Source organism: Streptomyces sp. NPDC048696 (assembly GCF_043198895.1).
Lineage (GTDB): Bacteria > Actinomycetota > Actinomycetes > Streptomycetales > Streptomycetaceae > Streptomyces.
Genome location: NZ_JBICVJ010000021.1, coordinates 86,481 through 106,843 on the forward strand (window position 1 = coordinate 86,481; position 20,363 = coordinate 106,843).

Here is a 20,363-nt window from a genome sequence, read left to right on the forward strand (position 1 = left end):
TCCCGGACGAAGGAGTCCTGCTCGGCCGTGTCCGTCCGCGGCTCCTCGGTCGTGGGAGCTCGGGTGATCCGGTCGAGCTCGGTGCGCGCCGCCTCCCACTCCAAGATCCCGGCCCGGAGGTTGCCCAGGGCCGCTGGGCGTCCGCGAGCCGGAGCCGGCACTCGGCCGTCTCGTAGGGGGCGCCGACCTCGTTCCAGGCCCGGACGGCATCGGTGAAGGACGCGGACGCGCTGGACGCATCGCCCTCGGCGAGCAGGACCTCCCCCCGGGCTCGCAGTGCCGATGCGGCGAGCGCGTTGCTCTCGAAGGCGACGGCCGGTCACCTCCGCATGTTCCACGGCAGCGGGATCATCCGGGCTCCGACGACGGGGTGCCGACGGGGCGTCGCGGGGGTTCCGCCATCGGTCTCCCGGGCATCCTCGGCCCTTCGCGCGTTTCGGATGCGGAGGCCGTTCGCGGCTTCGTCGGTCATCAGGGTGCCGACGGCCCGGACATTGCCGGGGAGGGCGGCGGCGGTCATGAGCCGGTCTGCTGCGGTCGGTTCGGTCTCGGGCGGGATCACCAGCAGGTCGCAGCGCCCGATGGCGTAGGAGAGCAGGATCATCTTGTCGGAATCCTGTTCCGTGAACCAGCCCACGTGCACGATGTGCCCCGCGACGAAAACCTTGTGCGGGACGACGGGCCAGCAGGTGGGATTCACCGCGACGCGTGTGATGCGTCCGAAGCGGCCCTCCAGCGCGTCGACCAGCGGCGGGAGCTCAGCTGCGAGATCGCGGGACCTGGGCCACCACGCGCCGTCCAACAGGCCCGCGAGGGCGGTCTTCGGTGTCAGGGCCAAACGTGCAGAGAACAGGGAAGCGGTAGTGGTCATGATCGCGGACTCGTTCCCGGACCGCCCTGCCGGGCGGGGCAATGTCTTGATCGCCGGAAACGACGTCCGCGTGGACACGGGTGCACGAGTTACTCCCGGTAATCCCAGCCTACTCCGCGGCGGGGTCAAACGAGGGGCTTCGAAAGTCGGCCTGGGCGGCGACGCCTGGGGACGAGGTGCCCACGCGCTCCGTTATCCGCGCCACTCGACCAGGACGAGGGTGGCGTCGTCCGAGGTGACTTCGCCGCGTGCCCGCTTGAGGGTGTGAGACAGGTCCCGGGCCACCGTGCGGATCCCGTGGTCGGCCTGCTCCAGCTGGTTCACCCAGTCGATCAGCTGCTTCTCGCCGAACTGCTCCTGCCCGCTTTTATGTTCTTCGATCAGGCCGTCGGTGAAGCAGAGGACGCGGTCGCCGGGCTCCAGCGCCACCGCGCTGACCTGTGGCTGAGCCCCTCCGAAGCCGACGGGGAGGGTCGTGGGGCTGTCCAGACGGCGTATGACGCGGTGCGCGCGGATCAGCATGGGCGCGGGATGCCCCGCGTTGACCCACTGGAGGCGCCCCGTGTCCGTGTCCAGCCGCATCATCTGGGCGGTCACGAAGTGGTCCGGGTCGAACTGCTCCGCGACCGCCCGGTCCATGAAGAGGTAGATCTCGGACAGTTCGATGCTGATCCGGCGGGCGTGACGGTACGCGCCGATGGCTACGGTGGCCATCGTGGCCGCGTCCAGGCCGTGCCCCATGGCGTCGACCATGGCGAGGTGCAGGACGTCGCCGTTCAGGGCGTAGTCGAAGCTGTCCCCCGCCACGGCGTAGGCGGGCTCCAGGACTCCGGCGACCGCGACGTGCGGCATCACCATCGACAACGGGGGCAGCAGGGACCACTGGATCTCCGCAGCCACGCTCATCGGTTCACCGCGGCGGGTCCGGAAGAAGAGGTCCGTGTAGCCGTTCTTGGTCTGCAGCAGGTCGGCCGCCAGGCCCGCGGTCCTGCGCAGGAGGCGGCGGGTGTCGTCGTCGACCGCGTCCAGGGTGACCGCGAGTACCCCCACCTGGTCGCCGCCGTCCAGCAGGGGAAGGTGCACCCGAATGCCATCGGGCGTCAGGACTTCGACGGGGCGTGACTCCAGGAAGCACCGGCCGGCTTCGGACCCGTCGATGGGCTGCGGGTCACCGGCGGCCACGCCGCCGGTGGGCAGGGGGACCAGCTGTTGCTGTCCGTAGTCCTGGAGCAGGATCTGTGTTTCGCGGCCGCCCATCCGGGCCGCCGTCTCGGCAACGAGCGGGCCGACCAGATGGGGCGGCAGCTCGTGCGCCCCATCCAGGAGCAGCCCGAGCAGTTCTTCCCCGAAGCCCTCCGAGCGATCCGGGTCCGCGCGGCCTCCGACGGTCATCTTGTTGCCTCCAACCGGGCGGCGGGCCGGCGTCCGGGCTGCACGGGCGGCGTGGCTTCCAGGATGCTCCCCGGCGACCGGGCACGCCACACGGCTTTCGTGCCCGGCGGCCTTCACGGCCCGGCTTCCCCGGCGGGCCGGTTCACGCAGGGCCGGCGCGGCCGGGTCCCGTCGCGCGTCGGGGGAGCCTGACCGGTTGCAACCAGGCATTTCCGGCCCGCGGTGGTGAGAAGGGAGCCGCCTGGCGACAAACCAGACCGTCGCCGGCTTGGGACTTCCTCACTGAGCGGAGGACGGCAGCCGAGGCGCGGGGCTCTGCCGCAGTGAGGTGCCGCCGTACCGTCCAGTGCCGCCGGCCTCAAGGCCGATGGGCGCGTCCCGCGCACATCGGCTGATGATGGGAGTACGGCCGAACACGCGGAGCTGATCATGACGGGTTGGCGTGTCAGGGACTACGCCCAGGACGATCTCGAATCGGTACTCCGAGTCGACGCCGAGAGCGGCACGGCCGAAGGGCCACTGCTCTTTCCGCTCTCGGACGCCGTGGCGGCCCTCCAGGCCCTCCACCCGGCGGTGGTGGCCACCGCGGACGACGTGGTGGTCGGCGCCGTGGTGAGCAGGGTGGACGGTGAACGGGCGTGGATCCTGCGCATCAGCATGGCGCCCGCCTGGCGGCACCAGGGTCTGGGCAGCGACCTGATCACGGCCCTGGAGCACCGGCTGTTCGCCGGTGGCGTCCGAACCGTGCACGCCGTCCTGCCCGACGGCGAGACCGGCGCCACCGCCTTGCACAACTGCGGCTTCGAGGCCCGTCCGGGCCTGGTCTTCTTCTAGAAGCGTGGGCGAGTGACCCCTCAGGCGGTCAGCATGCTCGCGTCGCTGGGAGCGGAGCTGTCGCCCGGGAATCTGTGGCAGAAGGTCGCCGGCATGCAGAAGGAGAAGGAGCTCATCGAGCGGCGCCTGGTCCTGCCACTGGCCCATCCCGAAATGGCCGCCCAGCACGGCGTGGAGCTGCCACGGGCGGTGATGCTGTTCGGACCGCCCGGGACGGGGAAGAGCACGTTCGCGCACGCCATCGCCAGCCGCCGGCAATGGCCGTTCCTCGAACTGTTCCCCGCCCGGCTGGCCGCCGAGTACGGGCTGGCGAGCGGGCTGTACCGGCGCTTCGACGAGATCGCCGGGCTCGACCACGTCCTGGTCTTCATCGACGAGGTCGAGGAGATCGCCGGAACCCGGAGCGGTGCGGACGCGACCGCGGTCGGCGTCGTCAACGAACTGCTCAAGGCGATCGTCCGGTTCCGGGGCCAGGACGGGAGGCTTCTCGTCTGCGCCACGAACGACGTGACCACCCTCGACTCCGCGTTCCTACGGCACGGCCGTTTCGACTACGTCCTGCCGATCGGCCCCCCGGACCAGCGCGCGAGGACTGCGCTGTGGGAGAGCTACCTGACCCGGGCGGGAGCGCAGGCCGACAGTGCGGCGCTGGCGTCAACCAGCGAGGGGTTCACCCCCGCCGACATCGCCCATGTGGCACGCACCGTCTCCCAAGTCCAGTTCGAGCACACCTTCGACACCGGGACCCGGGCCCGCCCCACCACGGAGGACTACCTGCGCACCATCGGCGAAACCAGGCCCACGGTCAGCGCGGCCATGGCCCAGGAGTTCGCCCAGCAGACCGAGAAGTTCGCCCGTGTATAGGACCTGTGTTGGGGCCTGTCTCTCGGATCAGGCCGAGCCCGCCGTCCCTTCCTCCTGGGCCTCCATGTGCCGGATTCCCTCGTGGGCGAGGGTGACCATCGCCGGGGTGTTGCCGGGTTCCCAGTCGACGGTGATCAGTCCTTCGCCCGCCAGGTAGGTGCAGGCGGCGGCCAGGTCCTGTTCCGGTACGTGGAGGTCGCGCCGCAGCTGTGCTCCGGTGGTGCCGAGGAGGCGGTTGCCCTCGACGGCTTCGTACAGGACCCGGAGCACCTGGTCGCGGTAGGTCTTGCGTTCGCGCAGTGTGGCCATGACCGCGTCCTTTGTGTGTGGGGTGGAGTGGGCTCCGGTACCGGTCGGGGCTTCTCAGATCTCGTCGGAGTGTGCGCCGGTGCCGGCGGAGGGCCTGATGGCGGCAGGCCGGGAGCGGTCGAGGCCCGCGGGTGTCGCCGTGTCCACGGTGAGGTGCAGGCGGGTGTCGCCGTCGAGGGCGGGGTAGCTGCGCTGTTCCGCGCCTGCGAAACAGCGGCGGAGCGCCTCCGCGACCGCTCGGGCGGCTTCGGGCGTGTGCGCGATGATCCGGACCTCGGCGTGCCCGAGCGAGGGCAGTGTCTGGGTCTCGATGAACTTCACGTAGGCGTGTTCCCTTTCTGAGTGGGTGAGGAGGCCGGCGGATGCGGGGCGCCGAGGCGTCCCGCCCGCTGCCCCCGGTCGGAGGAAGGTCTGTTCCTCACCGGTCGGCACCCGTGTGGTGGGCTCGACGACCGGTGTCGTCCGGCAGGCCGGGAGGCCTCGGCAGGGGGTCGCTGAAGCGGTAGGCCTCGATCCGCGCATCGTGCTGGGCGTTCAGCAGGTGGATCCAGCGCATCCCGATGCCGATCATGAAGATGATCACCGCGATGAGGACGACGGTCTCCACGGAGCTCACCTCCACCCGTTTCCGGACAGCGGCAGGGCGCTTCGGCCCATCGGCTCCCCGAAGGGGGACATGCAGGCCCCGCCTTCACCCTCCCAGGTGGCTTCCCGGCGGCGGGCGTCGCGGATGCCGCGCCCGATGACGGTTTCGTTGGCCATCAGGACGTCTGCGGCCAGGACGCTGCCAGGGATCGCGGCGGCGGCCATCAGCCGGGCCGCGGCCGCGGGCTCGGTCTCGGGCGGGATGACGAGGAGGTCCCAGCGGCCGACGGTGTAGGAGAGCAGGATCAGCTTGTCGGGGTCCTGCTCGGTGAACCAGCCCACGTGCAGCGTCCGCCCGTCCACAGCAACCGTGTGGGGGATGACCGGCCAGCGGGCGGGATTCACGGTGACGCGGGTGATGCGCCCCCAGGCCTCGTCCAGTGCGGCGGCGAGCGCCGGAAGCTCGGCTTCGAGGTCACGTGAGTGGGGCCACCAGGCCCCGTCCAGCTGACCGGCGAGGGTGGTCTTGGGGGTGAGGGACAAGCGGGCCGGGACTACTGCGGCGAGGTCGCGGGGCGCGGTCCGGTCGAGGGTGGAGGTCATGATGCGGACCTGCCCCCGGACTGCCCGTCAGCAGTCCGGTTTTTAGGCGATCGCCGGAAATGACACCCGCGTGAAAGCCGGTGTGCGAAGTACTCCCGGTGCTTTCACTGTACGCCTGTTCGGCTGGCCATGGCCGATCTGACCAGGCATTTTTCCGGCGGGCGGCGGAGCGGGCGGCGGGAGTACCGTGAAAGGACGACAGGCCCGCGCACGTCGCCCGACCGGCACCCACGCTGACCTGTGACGCAGTACCGCAGCACCCGTAGACGGGCGGACCCACATGGCTGACTCCGACATCCCCCACCCTTCCTCGCTGCTCCTGCCAGATGAGATCCACCAGGCGGTCAAACCGGGTACGGCCCTGCTGCGGCTGGAGACGACGCGGTCCCGGGAGGGGCTCCTGGACGGTGCGTGGTGGCCGCGCACGCGCGACATCGAGACCGAGCTGCCCGCCCTGATCACGGCGCTGACCGGGCACCTTGGGCCCATCGAACGGATCGGCCTGGACGCCACCGCCTGGCACAACATCCCTACCCGCTTGGTTGTCGACGACCAGGTCGTGCACCTCGACTCCGACCCGGTCGGAGACGACACCGTGCTCATCACCCGCGGCCACAACGACCACTTCGCCCTGCTGGTGGTCCCCCCGGACACCACCGCCGACGCCGGCCACGAAGCGATGGCCCACGCCGTCCGCGCCGACAACGTCACCCAGGCCGCACAGATCCTCATCGCCACCACAACCGAATGCACGGGCGGCGGCCCCACCGACCCGGCGGTCTTCCCGAAGCCTTAGCGGCCGAGGTACGGCTCGACGGCCGCGGCGACGGCCTGGGCGGACTCTTCCGGTGCGTAGTGCCCCGTGTTCGGGAGCACCTCCAGCTGGGCGTTCGGATACCACTGCATCCAGGGGGCCCGCAGGGCCTCGGCTCCCAGCGGCGGGCACCGGCGAGATGCCGATGATCGAGCGGATCCGCTCCGGGGCGTCCAGCAGCATCAACTGGGCCGCCTTGGCGCCCATGGAATGACCGGATGACCGAGAAGGACTCCCAGCCCAGATGGTCGGCCACGGCCAAGGCATCCTCGGCAACTTCCTCCATCGTGAACGCACCTCGGCGCCGATTGCCTCGCCGTACCCGCGGCAGTCCAGGAACGCGTAACTGAACGCGTCCCCGCTCAGGTGCTCGCGCATCGGGTCGAAGCCCGACCGGTCGCCGAACCAGCTGTGCAGCAGAAGGACCCGCTCGGAGCCGGTACCCACTACGTCGTGCGGAAGGACCAGTCCTGTCACAACATTCCCTGCGCAACAGGTGATCGCGTACGGTCACCGGCGATCAAGTCTTGCGACCTCCACCAGGCTGTGCAACGCGACACCCCGCCCGCACGCGTTGTACGACGAGCGCGGAGGGGAGTTGCCGGCGTCACCTGAAGGAGAGCGCCGACGCGGTGGATCGGCGCCCTGCCGCAGTGGTGAGGTGTAGGACATCGCGGCCGGTGCTACCGAAGGCGGCGACGATTCGAGGACCGGGAACGTCGTACGGCCATGAACCCCAGGTCGGCCACGACGAGCACGATGGGGCGATGACGAGGAGATAGAACAGGCCCGTCCATCACCGCGCCGATGAGGCCCAGGACGAAGGCCACAAGCAGCAGCAACAAGAAGATCACCATTCGCCGAACACCTCCTCCGATGTCGGGCTGGGGCGCTCAGCGGCGCGCCGGTCGGCGTTCGCCGCCGACGCCAGGCTGATAGGGCACGCCGTAGTGCTTGAAGATCGCTTCTTCCTGCTTGGCGGGCAGGATGTCGTCGGTGCCGATGGCCGGGTACTCCTTCACGACTGCCCCGGCGTGCGCGACCTTGACGTGGCCGGGCCTCAGGATTGCCTCGCCGAGAGGTACGAAGACAGGCGGCGGCGGGTGGGAAATCCGGTGCGGACGGTGGCCATGGCCGACTCGTCAGTGGCGGTGTCCGCATAAACCGCTTCCAGAGCGCCGATCCGGTGCCCTTTCGTGTCGAGGACGTCACAGTCGCGCCAGTCCCGTACATCGGCTGAAGGGATCATGTCTCGCCCCCTGAGGCGCTACGACGGTGATACAACGACCCCGGCACATTCACACGCCGGGGTCGCCCTTCCGGACGCCACACGTGAGAGTGCGACGACCTACTACTAGGATATGCCCCCTGGCGACGCTCCGGCAGTGGGGACTTTGTCCCGCCGATACAGGCCGGTCGATCGACATGGAATTAGCGCACCTCGATCGAGAGGCTCGCGACGACGATCGTGGCCACTCGGGCCGTCGTTTACGACGTCGATCGGGTCGTGAAATCCGGCGGACCGCAGTCCCACCCAAGCCACCACAAGCAGGCGGCCAATCCGAGACGGGGCACCAGTTGAGCGGTCCACATGACAGTCTTCCTGTCATGGCTCTGCCGCCCTGGGAAGACGGCGAGTATTACCTGCGAACGACCTGCGTGCGAAGCGATGACGCTGCACTTCAGAGCAAGCTCGTCCAGCAACCTCGCCCAGAACAGCCAGATACCGCCGCGACACTCTCCCGGGGCCTCGCCGCCGTCCCCGTCGTGGCCTGTGCCCGCCCATCAGGAGAAGAAACCGCCAATCGTCGGCTTCGACGGCCTGCAGGAACTCCCGTCGTTCGAGGCACTTGCGCCCTTCGTTAAACGAAACGACAAGTTCAAGGCATCCCTGAAGCGCCCGCAGATCCGGACCCGGCGGCCGCTTCCGGGGACGTACCGTAAGACAAGGAGATCCACCATGGCCGAACGGCCGACGCTGCTGTACGACGGCGACTGCGGATTCTGCACCCAAGCCGTCAACATCGCCTTGCGCCTGCTGGATCCCGACGCCGTCGTCACCCCCTGGCAGTACGCGGATTTGGACGCACTGGGCGTCACCGCCGAACGAGCCGACCGGGAGGCCCTTTGGATCGAGCCCGGTACGGCCGATGTGCACGGCGGCGCGGAGGCGGTTGCGCAGCTGCTCAAACAGGGCCCGTGCCGGCCCTGGCGGCTCGCAGGGCAGGCCATGACGCTGCCCCCGATCAGCTGGATCGCCCGGTTCGTGTACCGGGTGGTGGCCCTGAACCGGCACCATCTACCGGGGGGCACGGTGGCCTGTTCCCTGCCTGCTCATCTGCGATCTGCCGCGCGTGATGGTGCATGACAGCGAACCCGCCAAAGCCTGAAGACGACACAGTGATCGTGGCCACCAGCTGCGACGGGGACATCGGCACCGGGCGACCCCAGGCCCCTGCCGACCACTGAGATGGCGTCACAGCACTGCGCCCTGAGCGCTCCGGGCGCAGTGCTGGGAGTCACCGGCGAGGGCGGCGTTGACCCCCGCACGACCACGGGGTCCTTCAAGCTCCTTGCAGAGGGGCCCGCTGTGGAGATCCTCGCCGATGCACCTGGGGCCCTTGGACCGGCGGGCGCGTGGTGACGGCCCCGCTCCGCAAGTCCAAGAAGAACGCTCCGTCGTATGGGCGAGGCGGGGTCTCGCCGGGAACAGCACTTTCGGTCGGAGCAGGTCCAGAGCCTTCTCGGTGCACCGGTGGGAGTGTGCGCCACTCGCCCCATCCGGCATCAGAGGGTCGAAGAGGTCGCTTTGGTGCGCGAGCATGGTCCAGGCAGGAAAGGGGCATATTGATGGGCGAATGCTTCCACCCAGGTGACGGTACGGTGCGGGTTTCCTTGTCGCCGCCACGCCCACTCACTCCAGATCTCGTCGAATCACTGGAATGGCGACACTTTCACATGTGCGCCGGGGTGGGATTGTCGGACTGATTTGAGGCCGATGGCCCACATAGGGGTAATGACACCCCTACGCCCGGGCATGACATCGGATGACCATCCATATGAACTCAGATATTAAGGGCGCATATTACGGTGCTCCGTCCTCAATCACGGGCCTCGCCCTGCCGCTTGAAATCGATGCACCCAATTGCCCGCGTAATATGCCATCTCACTAGTACAGCTTCCCGGGCAATCGGTTAGGGCCCGGGACGCCACGGCCCCCACAGAAAATGGCCTCTCGATGAAGCTGAGATTTCCTCAAGCGGCTCGACTCCGTCCTCTGTCCGGCTGGCTGGCCTCGGCCCTTGCCGCAACAGTTGCCGCTGCGATGGTCGCCACGACGTCGACGCCGGCGTCGGCCATCGCAACACCCGTACCTCTGGGCACGACCGCCAGTTACTCCGTTCTGGCAGGTCAGGGAGTCACCAACACCGGCCCCTCAGTGATCAGCCACGATCTCGGGACGCACCCGAACCCGGCCATCACCGGGTTCCCGCCCGGCCTGGTGCTCGGTGCCGTGCACGCAGCGGACGCTGCGGCCCTCCAGGCCAAGAGCGATCTGACCGTGGCGTACAACAATGCGGCGGGTCAGGCCCAGGACTTCGCACTTGCGGCGGGGATCGGCGCGGGCCAAACGCTGCTTCCGGGCGTCTACAAGGCTACGTCCGGTGTCGGACTCACCGGCGACCTGATCCTGAACGCCGGGGGAGACCCCAACGCGGTGTGGGTGTTCCAGATTCCGGAAGCCCTGACGACGGCATCCTCCAGCCGGGTCCTGCTCACGAACGGCGCTTCGGCGTGCAACGTGTTCTGGCAGATCGGGAGTTCGGCGACCCTCGGTACCGACTCCACCTTCGTGGGCACCATCATGGCTCTGACCTCGATCTTCGTGACAACGAGGGCGAACATCGAGGGCCGGGCGCTGGCCCGTAACGGCGAGGTGACGCTCGACAACAACCGGATCTTCCTCGGGACGTGCGCGACCGGCGGCACGGGTGGAACGACGACCGGCACCACCACCGGCACCACGACTGGCACCACGACTGGCACCACGACCGGCACCACGACTTCGGGTGCGACCTCGGGCGTCCTTGGCGGCGTGCTCGGTGGCGTGACGACGGGAGGCGGCCTCCTGGGCGGCCCGATCGCCAGCCTCGTGACGGGCGGCACCTCGGGGAACATCTCCGGCAACACCTCGGGGAACGTCGCGGGCAATACGACGGGAGCGAGCACCGCGGGGAACACCACGGGCGGTAACACCACCGGTGGAAGCATCACCGGCGGGAACGTCACGGGCGGGAACGGCGGCAAGCCCGGCCACCAGCACGGCGGCAAACCCGACCACGAGCACGGCGAGGGACCCGGCAAGCCCGACCACGAGCAGGGCGAGAAGCCCGGCAAGCCGGGCTACGGCGAGCACTACGACCACGACTACGGATACGGCAGCAAGCCCATGAGCACCGAGGGCTAGCCAGCGGACTGCACGAGGTCCGCTCACCGGACAGCGGCGCGCGGCGGAGCCCTTTCGATTCCGTCGTGCGCCGCCGCCGGATCCAGCGGGAAACCCAGACGCGAGCAGTTGATATGAGAAAGACAGGGTGGGCCGATGTCGAGCAGAATTGAATCAGCGGCCGTGAAGGAACTCCGGGTGTCCGATTCTGATCCGGCCCCCCGGGCGCGTCACGATGAAGCGGCCACGCCGTGCCGGCAACCCCGGCGTTCCCGTCAACTGGCAGTGCTACTGCGAACCGTCGTGGCTCTGTGCCTGGCGACGACTCTGACCCATGTGGTTCTGGTGTTCCTCCACGTGGCTCCCCCCAATGCCGTCTCGAAGCGGTACGGCCCACAGATCAACGCATGGGTGTACCCCCTCTTCGAGCAGAATTGGCGGCTTTTCGCCCCGGATCCCGACTCCGTCAACCGGCGCATTCTCGCGAGAACCGCACGCACTGCCCCGGACGGTGCGACTCAGGTGAGCAGCTGGGTCGATCTGACTGCCGTGGACAATTCCGCGGTCAAACACAACGTGTTCCCGAGCCATACGACACAGAATCTCTTGCGCCGCGCCTGGACCTCCTACGTCGACACGCACGGCGCAGACGACAGGACAGACTCGGATCGCGCCGTGATGATGCAGAAGTACCTGCGCAACATCGCTGCGGACCGGGTCGCCGCCCACGACCAAGGCGCCACCTTCGGCTTCATCCAGCTTCGTGTCCTCACGTTGCCCGTCGCCGCGCAGGGCGCAGCAGCTGGCAACCGCCCGCCGACGCCCGCCGAAGAGCGGCTTCTGCCCTGGTGGAAGGTGACCCCCCGTGGGAACTGAGCACATCACCCAGCCCCCCTCCACGGCAGCTGCATCGGGGGGCACCGCCGGCCGGAGAACCGCGGGCGCAGCCCAGCGGTTCGTCGCGCTCCTGACCGGCCGGCCGGTGTCCCTGTACGCCGTGTCGGTCATGCGCGCCGGCTACGGAATGCTCTACCTGGTCTTCCTTCTGCGTGAATTCCCGCACCGTCACGAGATCTGGGGCCCCGGCTCCCCGTGGACGCCCGCGCTTGCGGAGCAGCTCTTCGCACAGACGGGCTGGAACAGCATCCTGACCCTCTCCGACAGCCCGGCCTACTTCGAACTCTGCTATGTGACGGCCCTCTTCACCTCCGCGCTGTTCATGCTGGGGTGGCGGACCCGCGCCATGTCCGTCCTGTTCGCCATCGTGGTGACCTCGTTCCATGCAAGAGCGATCTTCATGACGGACGGCGGCGACAATCTGATTCTGCTGATGGCTGTCTACCTCGTCTTCACCGCGTGCGGTCGCCGCTGGTCCCTGGACGCACGCAGGAACCGTCTCAAGACGGCTCGTGCGGGCGACGATCCCGAACGGGCGAGAAGATTCGCTTCGCCCCGACTCCGTCAAGCACGGAGCACCTTGACGACGGTCGTGCACAACTGCGGCATCTTCGTCATGGCGGCAGAGGTCTGCTTCCTCTACGGGTCAGCCGGCCTGTACAAGGTCCAGGGCGCTTCCTGGGTCGGCGGCACCGCCCTCCACTACGTCCTCAACCTCGAACTTTTCCAGCCCTGGCCCGCGCTCTCCCACCTTGCGGACGACTACGCGGTCCTGATCGCGGTCGCCAGCTACGCGACGGTACTCCTGCAAGTGGCCTTCCCGTTCGTGCTCTTCGGCAGGCTCAAGTACCCGGTTCTGGCCATGTTGCTGGGGATGCACGTCGGCATCGCGGTGGTCATGGGGCTGCCTCTCTTCTCCGGAGCGATGATCGTGGCGGACGCCGTGTTCCTCCCTGACCGCTTTTACACCTCCCTGGCTCACCTGTGCCGCCGCGCGACACGGCGAACCGGCGCGTCGCGGCCGGTGTCCCGGGGGCCGGGATCCGGATCGGTACCGCAGCAGAGCAGGACCGGCCTGCCCGGCTCGCGGCAGCCCGCTGCCTCCCCCCGCACATAGCGATGACCGAACGCCTACCGGGCGGCCCGGGGCCAGGGCCCCCAGGCCCGTCTCGACTGCGAGCTGCGGCAGTGCAGCCGGGCGGGGGACGCACGGCTATCAAACGACAGCAGACGACTCATTCGGCCATCTCGATGACGACGGCTTCCCCGCCTACGCCATGGGCCGGGCCGCAGAAATGCTCGGCACCACCCAGAGCTTCCTCCGCGCCATCGGCGAAGGCCGCCTCATCACCCCGCTCCGCTCCGCCGGCGGACACCGCCGCTACTCCCGCCACCAACTGCGCATTGCCGCCCGCGCCCGGGAACTCGCCGACCAGAGCCCCCATCGAGGCCACCTGCCGCATCGTCATCCTCGAGGACCGGCTCGAAGATGCCAGCGCCTCAACGCTGAATACCGCCGCGCCGCCGAACCCAGCTACCGCAGCCTGAGGTGGGTGCGCCAGCATGGGTAGACCCGCACGCACGTCCAGGGCCTGACGCGTGGTCGTTGTCCCTGGGACAGGGCGTGTGGACGTGTACCGTCTGCGTCAGCTGTCGTGGTTCGGAAATTCCCCTTGCCCACACCTTCGGCGTGGGCGTTTTGCTGTGCTGTGCCGCAGGAACCAGGGCGATCACCTCTGCCTTCCGCAGCAAGCGGGAGGCGTCATCGACTGGAGGCATGTGACATGGCTACGGGAACTGTGAAGTGGTTCAACGCGGAGAAGGGATTCGGCTTTATCGCCCAAGACGGCAGCGGGCCGGACGTCTTCGCCCACTACTCCGCGATCAACTCCTCGGGCTTCCGCGAGCTCCAGGAAGGCCAGACCGTGACGTTCGACGTCACCCAAGGCCAGAAGGGTCCGCAGGCCGAGAACATCACCCCGGCCTGACTCTTCCCACCCACCTGCGGACCAATCAGCGTTTCGGCGTGCGGGCTGCCTCATGCAGCCCGGCCCGAACAGCTGGTCGCCGGACTTGTCCGGCGACGTCGGCAGGATCCGAGGCGCACGCGATAAGGGCCGTGCAGCTGCTGCTGTTCGGCCCTCATCCATGTCGAGACCGGGGATGGGCCGAGGGGGCTGGCGGCCGGACAGCGGGCCGCATCTCGCCGAACTCCCCTCCCGCTGCTGATCACGGCACTGACCGCGCACCTCGGGCCCATCACCCATCACGCGGGTCGGCCTGGACACCTCCGCCTGGCGGGACATCCCGACCCGTCTGGTCATCGACGGCCAGGTCGTGCACCTCGACTCCGACCCCGTCGGCGACGACACCGTCCTCATCACCCGTGGTCACAACGACCACTTCGCCCTGCTGGTGGTCCCCCCGGACACCACCGCCGACGCCGCCCGCGAAGCGATGGCCCGCGCCGTCCGCGCCGACAACATCACGCAGGCCGCTCAGATTCTCATCGCCACCGAACCTGAGGACGGCGCCGCCGGGGCGGCGGGCTGACCCCGAATCCTCAGCGGCCGAGTGGTCCAGTGGTGCGCCGATCAGAGCCCCTCGTCGTGCAGGTCCTCCTCGCGCAGGAGATCGTCCTCGCGGCGGCGCGCGGCCTCCTTCTGACCGGGCTTGTGTCCCTTCTCGCCCTTCTCTCGGGACGACCGGCCGGGCTGGGGCTGCGCGGGATCCCCGGGGCGACGGTGTTCCTGCGCCTCGCTCCCCTTGCCCGGCTCCTGACGCTTGTCCTGCCTACCGTCCATGACGGCGACTCCTCTCGATGCGTGGGGTACGGATTGCTCTGCGATCACGCTGACACGCACCGCGACGGCCTGCATCATGTCGACCGCGCAGCGACGCACACGGATGACGCCCCAGCCCGCCCGTCGGCCTCACCAGGAAGGGCGACTGACGGCAGCCACCCGACACCGAATGGCCCCGGGGCTCAACCTGACTCCCCGCGAGGGAACTTGTGCCACGCGCATGGCATGAGAGCCCGGAAAGCTCTGGACAACGAAAGGCCCCAGGCCTGTGAACTGGGGCTTTGTCATGGAAACGGATGACGAAAATCTCACCCACGCGACAAGCCCGAAGGCATCGGAGTCGTCCGCATGGAGTAGCGCAGTCCGCTAATCGGTTGACCTGCGTGACAGGTCGCGGATCCGCGCTCCGGGTGGGCTGGGACGGAGATCGAGACGTTCATGACCGAGCCGTCGAGTGCCATCGGGAACTGACCGGCCGAGAACGTGAGCAGGACGATCCGCGCTGTTGCAGAACTTTCGGCAGTACCTCTCCCTGCCGGCATGGCGGAAAACGGTGGCCGAAGACGTGGGCACGACTGTGGCGGGTATCCAGGGCGCGGTCCGCCTACGCCCTCGTGATGGCGATGTTCATGATTCCCGGCAGCAAGGTCGGGGCGCCGCTCGGCCGCAAACGCGCGTTCTCGCCGATTGAGTCACCGCCGAGCAGCTGCGCCCGCTGCGCGGGGTCGACCTCGGCCGCGTCCCCGCACACCCCGTGCCCGTACCTCGACGCCGACCCGGCGGGCGTGGCTGCTCGACGACCGCACCCACGGACAGCCGACCACCGTCCACGCCGAGGGCTGCCCCAAGGCCACCGACCGCACGCATCCGCTGGGCACCACGCAGGCACTCTGTGTACTCGCGCGGCCCAGCACGACGGCCACGGCCTACACCGTGTGCGACGCCGCCGAGGCGCAGATACCGATCCTCACGCACGGCCAGGAGGACGACGTGCCCCGCCCCCGGCGACTGACCACAGGGCAATGCCTGTCAGGTGCAGCCCTGTCCGGGCCTCGGCGTCCCGGGCGGCGACGTCTACACCGCCCCAGGCCTCAGGCCGTGAGTGGTTGCTCGGGACTGTGGCGTTGAACGGTGGCGGCGGGCTCTGAGGGGGACTCCCCACCAGGCATCCAGGTCAGCGCGGCGACACCGGAGTTCGCCATTTGAACAGCCGTACCCGTTCCCTGTGGGCTTGTTTGGCTGCCGCGGTAGTTGCCGGTCTCGCCTGGGGCGGAGTGCCGCTGTTGGGGAAGCAGGTCCGGCCCTCCCCGGAAAGGGAGGGCCGGACCTGCGGGCGTAAGTGACGTCAGCCCACCGTGTGACGACGGCGGCGCAGCACGACCACTGTCGCGCCCGCAGCCGCCAGTGTGGCAGTGCCGAAGGCGGCGGGGAGCCATGAGCCGCCCGCGGCCGCGTCGTCGTGCTTCTCGGCGAGCGCCTCGGGCTTGTCCCCGGCCTTGTCCTCGGCCTGGGCGTAGCCGCCGGCCAGGCCCTTGCGGTCGTAGGCCGAGCCGGGGAGCTTGTCGCCGTAGCGCTTGGCGACGAGCTGCTGATAGGCGGCGAGCGTGACGTGCGACTTGCCTTGCAGGGCCGTGGACGCCTCCTTGTTGAGGGGCTCCACGGAACCGGCCTTGGTCAGCCGGTACCAGGCGTGGAGCTGTGGTTCCAGGAAGGTGTGTGCCTGGTCGGTGCCGCGCTCGGCGGCGCTGATGTCCGCGTCGCCGTCGCGGATGCCGGCCAGGTGCCAGGAGCCACTGCCGGACTTGGGCGCCAGGAACACGACGGCCTGGTGGCCGTCGGCCGCCGAGACGCGGGAGGCGAGGCCGGACAGCCGCAGTGCCGTACCGGCCGTTGGCCGGGCCTTGCCGGTGACGAACCCGGGGGCGAGCTCGTACAGCGGCACCGGCTTGCGGAGGTCGAAGCGGGGTGCGGCGGAGGGCTCCTGTGCGAGTCCCCGCTGCTCGCCGCCCGTGCCGCCGTCCGCGCCGACGGCCGGGGCGGGGCCCTGGGCCTGGTGCGCGGCGGCCGTCAGGAAGCGGGCCACGGTGGAGTGGACCTGGTCGGAGCCGAGGACCTGCTGGGCGGCGGTGTAGTCGGAGGCGGCGGGTGCGGCGGGGCCGTCGGCGGCCTGCGCCGGGCCGACCGCGCACAGGGTGGCCGCGGCAGTGGCGGCGAGCAGGATCGCGGCGCCTCTGGTCGTGCGGTGCATGATCGGTCCTCTCCTCAGCCCTGGATGCCGGTACGCGAGTGGGTCCACCGGAAGGAGCTGTTTCCGGAGTAGGTGGAGTAGTCCCACCACGTGTAGGTCTGTGTGCTCGGCCAGGGATCACCGACCGCGATCATGTTGCTGTTGCTGTCGTAGCCGTAGATGACGTTCATGTGGCCGCCGCCGGAGGTCCAGCCGATGCGGACGGCGAACGGGCGCCCGTTGGCGATCTCGTTCCGCGTCTCGGAGAAGGACGCGTTGCGGTAGAGGTCGCGGCCGCTGTCGCGGAAACCCATGTTGGCAAGGCCGTTGGCCAAGTCGTCGAGGGTCGCGGGCTGGTTGTTGCAGTCCAGGCCGTTGTTGCCCTGGGCCGCCAGGCGGCAGAAGTCGTACTGGTTGTAGTTGGTGTAGCCCCAGTAGTTGGCGATGGTCAGGCCGGAGGCGTCCCAGCACCACTGGTCGCGGACCTGCTTCTGCATGCCGATGTTGAGGATCTTCTGTGTGGCGGGGCTGCTGGTGCCGCAGACCGGCAGGCCGCCGGTGTCCTCGCGGATGAACGCGTCGGCGATGTAGTACCAGCCGGACCAGATCCAGCGGGAGTTGTTCTCGACGACGTCACCGGTGGTGCGGCAGGCCATGGAGACCTGGTCGCCGACCCGTGAGGTTCCGGTGACCCCGGCCGACAGCGACGGCTGCGAACGCTGGTTGACGGTGCTGTAGTTGCCCTGTCCGCCGTAGACGGTGCCGGTGGTGGTGGCCTGGGCCTGCGACCCGAAGGCCATCAGAAGCCCGCCGGAGAGAGCGGCGGCGACGGTGGTGCGCAGCGCCTTCTTGCGCGCTGGTATGCGGAGTCTGTGCATGGGGGGTTCCTTGGTGGTGCTGAGTGATACCGATGGGTTTCGATGCGGTGCCGGTCAGGGACGGCGGGATCGGCGCCGGAACCACAGGGCGGCGAGGGCGCCTGCGAGGGCGACGGCCGAGGCCGTGACGCCGATCGTCACCGCGCCGGGACCGGAGCCGACTCCGGCAGGGCTCGCCGCGGCCGGGGCCGTGGACGGAGCCGGGGACGGGCCGACCGGTGGGCCGGCGGACGGCCCCGCAGCCGGAGCTGCCAGGGAGGCCGTGGTCACTTCGGCCGTCGTGGGCTCGGCGCGGCCGAGCGCGGGGAAGGCCGTCTGCGCCGCGATGGACCAGTGCCCGGCGGGCAGCGCCTCGGCGGTGGTGAGGGTCCCCGCCCTGCCGGGCACCGGCACGAACCGCCAGGGCCCGAGCGTCGTGCCGTCGGCCGCGGTGGCGGTGACGGTACCGGCGACCGCCTCGTCGACGGGGTCACCGTCGTTGTCCCACACGGCCGTTGCGACCGGATGGCCGGCGGTGACCCCCGTGACGGTCAGCCGGATGGAGTCGCCGTGGGCGCCCGCCGTCGCCGCGGGCCCCAGAACGAGGAGGCCCGCGAGGACGACGGCTGCCGATGCCGTCCGAGGACGGCACGGCATGTCGGTCATGCTGATCACGCGGCCTTCTGCAGGGTCCAGGCCTGGTAGCCGGAGCTGTCCGGGTTCTGCAGTTCGAGCAGCCAGTCCCCGTAGTAGGGCCGCTTGCTCACGCCGAGCGAGAGCGAGCCGTCCCCGGCCGTCAGCCGCAGGCCCTCGCCCGACCTGGCCAGTCGCCACTGCTGGGCGGCGCTGCGGGAGCAGGACTGCTGTGCGACCCACTGACCGGCCCTCGGCTCCCCGCCGAGTTGCAGGCACTTGCCGGAGACGGCCGAGCGCAGGCGCACATGGCCGCTGCCGGCGTCGTCGACGTACCACTGCTGCAGCGTGAAGCCGTTGGGCTGGGAGCCGACGAGGACGGTGCCGTCGGCGCTCTTGCCGCCCCAGACCTCGGCGGCCAGCCCGCTGTACCCGTTGGTGAGCGTGTAGCGCGCGCCGGGCTTGGCGGTGCTGCCCACGGACGGGGTGTGGAACTTCACCGCGCGGCCGGGCCGGGAGTCGTGGCCGGCCGTGTCCCGGACGGCGACGGCGACCGTGTAGTCGGTGTCGGGCCGCAGGTTGTAGATCCGCGCCGAGTTCGGCTGCACCCATGCCAGGTGGTTGCCGTCGAGCAGCAGCCGGTACCAGGCGGCGGAGCGCGCCGCCGGCCAGCTGACGACGGCCGAGTCGGAGGTCAGCTGCCCGACGACCGGCACGGGGCCCGTCGACGGCGACGGGTCGGTGCTGCCGGACGGCTTCGGCGTGGGCGTGGGGGAGGGCGAGGGGTTCGGGTCGGGCCGGGTGCTGTTGCCGGTCATCAGGAACTGGTTGTTCGCGACGTTCCAGTGCGTGGCCAGGTAGCTGCCCGGCTGCGGATTGGTGTGGAAGTAGTCGTCGTGGTTGCAGTCCAGGCGCTCGTCGTGGCCGCGGTCGGGGCAGACGGTGCGCATCGTCGGGTAGTACGGCGCGTCCGAGTAGCACATGATGTCCCACTCGTCGGTGCAGTGCGCGGCGTGGCTGCTGTTGGGCGCGCTGTTGTTGACCGCCCCGAGGTTGTGCCCGAGTTCATGCGCGGCGGTCGAGCCGCTCCAGCACCCGGCATCCGTACGGCCGTAGGACGGGCCGAAGTTGCTGAGGTTGCTGGAGTCGGGGCGCTCGTCACCGGCGAAGGTGCCGATGCCGCAGTAGACCTTGGCGTCCGCGAAGATCATGTACTTGCGGTCGCGCCGGTCGAAACCTTTCTGCGCGAGCGCGGAGTTGAGGGCGCCGAACTCCGACAGGGCCGAATCCGTCACTTCGACGTTGAGCACGGACGGCGTGCAGTCGGCGCCGGTCACGAACCGGATGTGCCGTACGCCGCCGGTCTCCTGGGCACTGGCGAAGTAGATGGCGTCGGCGTCGGCGGCCCACTTGCGGAACGAGGCCAGGTACTCGGCGTACCGGTCGTTGCCGGGCCCGTGCGCGTACACGACCTGTACGCGGTTGCCGGTGGCGCCGTCGCCGTCGCACTGCACCGTCTGGTCGGAGGGCCCGGCCTTGCCGCTCGCAACGCCCTTCCTCGGGGCGGCGGGCGGGGTATTGGCGGCGGCGGTCCCGGCCTGGCGGGCGTCGACGGAGGCCGTAGTCCCGGCGGTCGGCTTCTGCGACGACGTGTCCGCCGGCTTTTTGTCGTCGGCCGGGTTGGACGTCCCTGGCATGTCGGCGGTGTCGCGCGTCTTCGCGACGGGCTGGGTGTCCTTGGCGATGTCCACGCCGCGGGGAGGTTTGTCGGGGCCGTGGGTGCACCGGCCGTCGGCGGTCCGCAGGACGCCGGCGCACCGGTCGCCCTTCGGGGCGGGGGCCAGGCCCTTGTAGACGATGCCGTGCGGACGGTCGTCCTTGGGTATTCGGGTCACCGGGTCCGGTGTCTTGTCGTGCGCGGGGGCCGGTGCGGGGCTGTCGGCCGCCGCCTGGGTGGCGGCGGTCTGCGGCCGGGACGACTCGTTGTCGAAGACGCCGCCGAATGCGGCCGTACCGGCCAGTGCTCCTGCCGTGACGGCCACTGCGACTGCCAACAGGGCTCCTTTTCGCGGCCGTTGCCGTACCTGTCTTCTGCGACCAGGCAAAGCGATACCTCAATTCCTGTGGGGGGTTGGGTGGTTGGCCGGAAGTGTGTCAGAACAGACGCGGTGTCCGACAGTCTTGATCTTGATGCGGGAACGGGCCGCGAATGTCGGCCGAGAGGGT

General features: G+C 69.5%; 23 protein-coding genes and 2 pseudogenes. 11 read left to right on the forward strand and 14 right to left on the reverse strand.

Annotation, left to right across the window (positions count from 1 at the left end):
- Positions 1-319: 319 nt before the first annotated feature.
- Both ACGFRG_RS32255 and ACGFRG_RS32260 read right to left on the reverse strand, forming a co-directional pair.
- Complete coding sequence (locus ACGFRG_RS32255) at positions 320-871, reverse strand: DUF5994 family protein (RefSeq protein WP_393269743.1); 552 nt, start codon at positions 869-871, stop codon at positions 320-322.
- A 192-nt stretch (positions 872-1,063) separates the two neighbouring features.
- Positions 1,064-2,263, reverse strand: coding sequence for a GAF domain-containing SpoIIE family protein phosphatase (locus ACGFRG_RS32260; protein ID WP_361432969.1), 1,200 nt, complete (start codon positions 2,261-2,263; stop codon positions 1,064-1,066).
- A 429-nt stretch (positions 2,264-2,692) separates the two neighbouring features.
- Here ACGFRG_RS32260 and ACGFRG_RS32265 point away from each other — a divergent pair, with 429 nt between their 5' ends.
- A complete protein-coding gene (locus ACGFRG_RS32265; RefSeq protein ID WP_393269679.1) occupies positions 2,693-3,097 on the forward strand; it encodes a GNAT family N-acetyltransferase in 405 nt (134 codons plus the stop codon).
- Positions 3,098-3,109: 12 nt separating this feature from the next.
- Positions 3,110-3,961, forward strand: coding sequence for an ATP-binding protein (locus ACGFRG_RS32270; RefSeq protein WP_393269682.1), 852 nt, complete (start codon positions 3,110-3,112; stop codon positions 3,959-3,961).
- Between the two features lie 27 nt (positions 3,962-3,988).
- Here the strand turns inward: ACGFRG_RS32270 and ACGFRG_RS32275 are convergent, their stop codons facing one another.
- From ACGFRG_RS32275 to ACGFRG_RS32290, 4 genes are all read right to left on the reverse strand, one after another.
- On the reverse strand, positions 3,989-4,270 hold the full coding sequence (locus ACGFRG_RS32275; protein WP_361432965.1) for a hypothetical protein: 282 nt from the start codon (positions 4,268-4,270) through the stop codon (positions 3,989-3,991).
- Between the two features lie 54 nt (positions 4,271-4,324).
- Entirely contained in the window at positions 4,325-4,591 is a 267-nt protein-coding gene (locus ACGFRG_RS32280) for a hypothetical protein (RefSeq protein ID WP_361432962.1), read from the reverse strand.
- A 97-nt stretch (positions 4,592-4,688) separates the two neighbouring features.
- Positions 4,689-4,877: a hypothetical protein gene (locus tag ACGFRG_RS32285; protein ID WP_158977171.1), complete on the reverse strand. Its 189-nt coding sequence runs from the start codon at positions 4,875-4,877 to the stop codon at positions 4,689-4,691.
- A gap of 5 nt (positions 4,878-4,882) precedes the next feature.
- On the reverse strand, positions 4,883-5,458 hold the full coding sequence (locus ACGFRG_RS32290) for a DUF5994 family protein (RefSeq protein ID WP_361432960.1): 576 nt from the start codon (positions 5,456-5,458) through the stop codon (positions 4,883-4,885).
- A gap of 280 nt (positions 5,459-5,738) precedes the next feature.
- Here ACGFRG_RS32290 and ACGFRG_RS32295 point away from each other — a divergent pair, with 280 nt between their 5' ends.
- Complete coding sequence (locus ACGFRG_RS32295; protein WP_393269686.1) at positions 5,739-6,254, forward strand: DUF5994 family protein; 516 nt, start codon at positions 5,739-5,741, stop codon at positions 6,252-6,254.
- On the opposite strand, the gene ACGFRG_RS32300 is transcribed toward ACGFRG_RS32295, so the two are convergent.
- The 3 genes and pseudogenes from ACGFRG_RS32300 to ACGFRG_RS32310 all read right to left on the reverse strand — a co-directional run bounded on the left by ACGFRG_RS32300 (position 6,251) and on the right by ACGFRG_RS32310 (position 7,521).
- A complete protein-coding gene (locus ACGFRG_RS32300; protein WP_393269688.1) occupies positions 6,251-6,364 on the reverse strand; it encodes an alpha/beta fold hydrolase in 114 nt (37 codons plus the stop codon). The two genes, ACGFRG_RS32295 and ACGFRG_RS32300, sit on opposite strands and share 4 nt — an antisense overlap.
- Before the next feature lie 591 nt (positions 6,365-6,955).
- Positions 6,956-7,129 (reverse strand): hypothetical protein, encoded by a 174-nt coding sequence (locus ACGFRG_RS32305; protein WP_345502900.1) that lies wholly within the window; start codon positions 7,127-7,129, stop codon positions 6,956-6,958.
- Between the two features lie 36 nt (positions 7,130-7,165).
- A pseudogene (locus tag ACGFRG_RS32310) lies at positions 7,166-7,521 on the reverse strand (PRC-barrel domain-containing protein).
- Between the two features lie 525 nt (positions 7,522-8,046).
- Here ACGFRG_RS32310 and ACGFRG_RS32315 point away from each other — a divergent pair.
- From ACGFRG_RS32315 to ACGFRG_RS32345, 7 genes and pseudogenes are all read left to right on the forward strand, one after another.
- Positions 8,047-8,640: a DUF393 domain-containing protein gene (locus tag ACGFRG_RS32315; RefSeq protein WP_361432955.1), complete on the forward strand. Its 594-nt coding sequence runs from the start codon at positions 8,047-8,049 to the stop codon at positions 8,638-8,640.
- Positions 8,641-9,510: 870 nt separating this feature from the next.
- Positions 9,511-10,740, forward strand: coding sequence for an ice-binding family protein (locus tag ACGFRG_RS32320; protein ID WP_393269693.1), 1,230 nt, complete (start codon positions 9,511-9,513; stop codon positions 10,738-10,740).
- Between the two features lie 315 nt (positions 10,741-11,055).
- On the forward strand, positions 11,056-11,595 hold the full coding sequence (locus tag ACGFRG_RS32325; protein WP_393269696.1) for a DUF5819 family protein: 540 nt from the start codon (positions 11,056-11,058) through the stop codon (positions 11,593-11,595).
- Between the two features lie 130 nt (positions 11,596-11,725).
- A complete protein-coding gene (locus tag ACGFRG_RS32330) occupies positions 11,726-12,733 on the forward strand; it encodes an HTTM domain-containing protein (protein ID WP_393269699.1) in 1,008 nt (335 codons plus the stop codon).
- Between the two features lie 160 nt (positions 12,734-12,893).
- A pseudogene (locus ACGFRG_RS32335) lies at positions 12,894-13,187 on the forward strand (MerR family transcriptional regulator).
- 213 nt (positions 13,188-13,400) lie between these two features.
- The gene (locus ACGFRG_RS32340; protein ID WP_361432949.1) at positions 13,401-13,604 is read left to right on the forward strand and encodes a cold-shock protein; all 204 of its coding nucleotides are present in this window, start codon (positions 13,401-13,403) and stop codon (positions 13,602-13,604) included.
- Between the two features lie 328 nt (positions 13,605-13,932).
- Positions 13,933-14,169, forward strand: a complete 237-nt coding sequence (locus ACGFRG_RS32345; RefSeq protein WP_393269746.1) for a DUF5994 family protein — start codon at positions 13,933-13,935, stop codon at positions 14,167-14,169.
- Between the two features lie 41 nt (positions 14,170-14,210).
- On the opposite strand, the gene ACGFRG_RS32350 is transcribed toward ACGFRG_RS32345, so the two are convergent.
- Positions 14,211-14,420, reverse strand: coding sequence for a hypothetical protein (locus ACGFRG_RS32350; RefSeq protein WP_361432946.1), 210 nt, complete (start codon positions 14,418-14,420; stop codon positions 14,211-14,213).
- A 687-nt stretch (positions 14,421-15,107) separates the two neighbouring features.
- On the opposite strand from ACGFRG_RS32350, the gene ACGFRG_RS32355 reads away from it, so the two are divergent.
- Complete coding sequence (locus ACGFRG_RS32355; protein ID WP_393269703.1) at positions 15,108-15,548, forward strand: DUF6233 domain-containing protein; 441 nt, start codon at positions 15,108-15,110, stop codon at positions 15,546-15,548.
- Positions 15,549-15,765: 217 nt separating this feature from the next.
- On the opposite strand, the gene ACGFRG_RS32360 is transcribed toward ACGFRG_RS32355, so the two are convergent.
- From ACGFRG_RS32360 to ACGFRG_RS32375, 4 genes are read right to left on the reverse strand one after another with little or no spacing between them, the layout of a single operon-like run.
- Positions 15,766-16,668 carry a hypothetical protein gene (locus tag ACGFRG_RS32360; protein ID WP_393269706.1) on the reverse strand — a complete coding sequence of 301 codons (903 nt, stop codon included), beginning with the start codon at positions 16,666-16,668 and terminating at the stop codon, positions 15,766-15,768.
- Positions 16,669-16,682: 14 nt separating this feature from the next.
- On the reverse strand, positions 16,683-17,525 hold the full coding sequence (locus ACGFRG_RS32365) for a papain-like cysteine protease family protein (protein WP_361432940.1): 843 nt from the start codon (positions 17,523-17,525) through the stop codon (positions 16,683-16,685).
- Positions 17,526-17,579: 54 nt separating this feature from the next.
- A complete protein-coding gene (locus tag ACGFRG_RS32370) occupies positions 17,580-18,179 on the reverse strand; it encodes a hypothetical protein (RefSeq protein ID WP_393269709.1) in 600 nt (199 codons plus the stop codon).
- Entirely contained in the window at positions 18,176-20,191 is a 2,016-nt protein-coding gene (locus ACGFRG_RS32375) for an RICIN domain-containing protein (protein WP_393269711.1), read from the reverse strand. The genes ACGFRG_RS32370 and ACGFRG_RS32375 overlap by 4 nt, the downstream gene beginning before the upstream one ends.
- Positions 20,192-20,363: the final 172 nt, after the last annotated feature.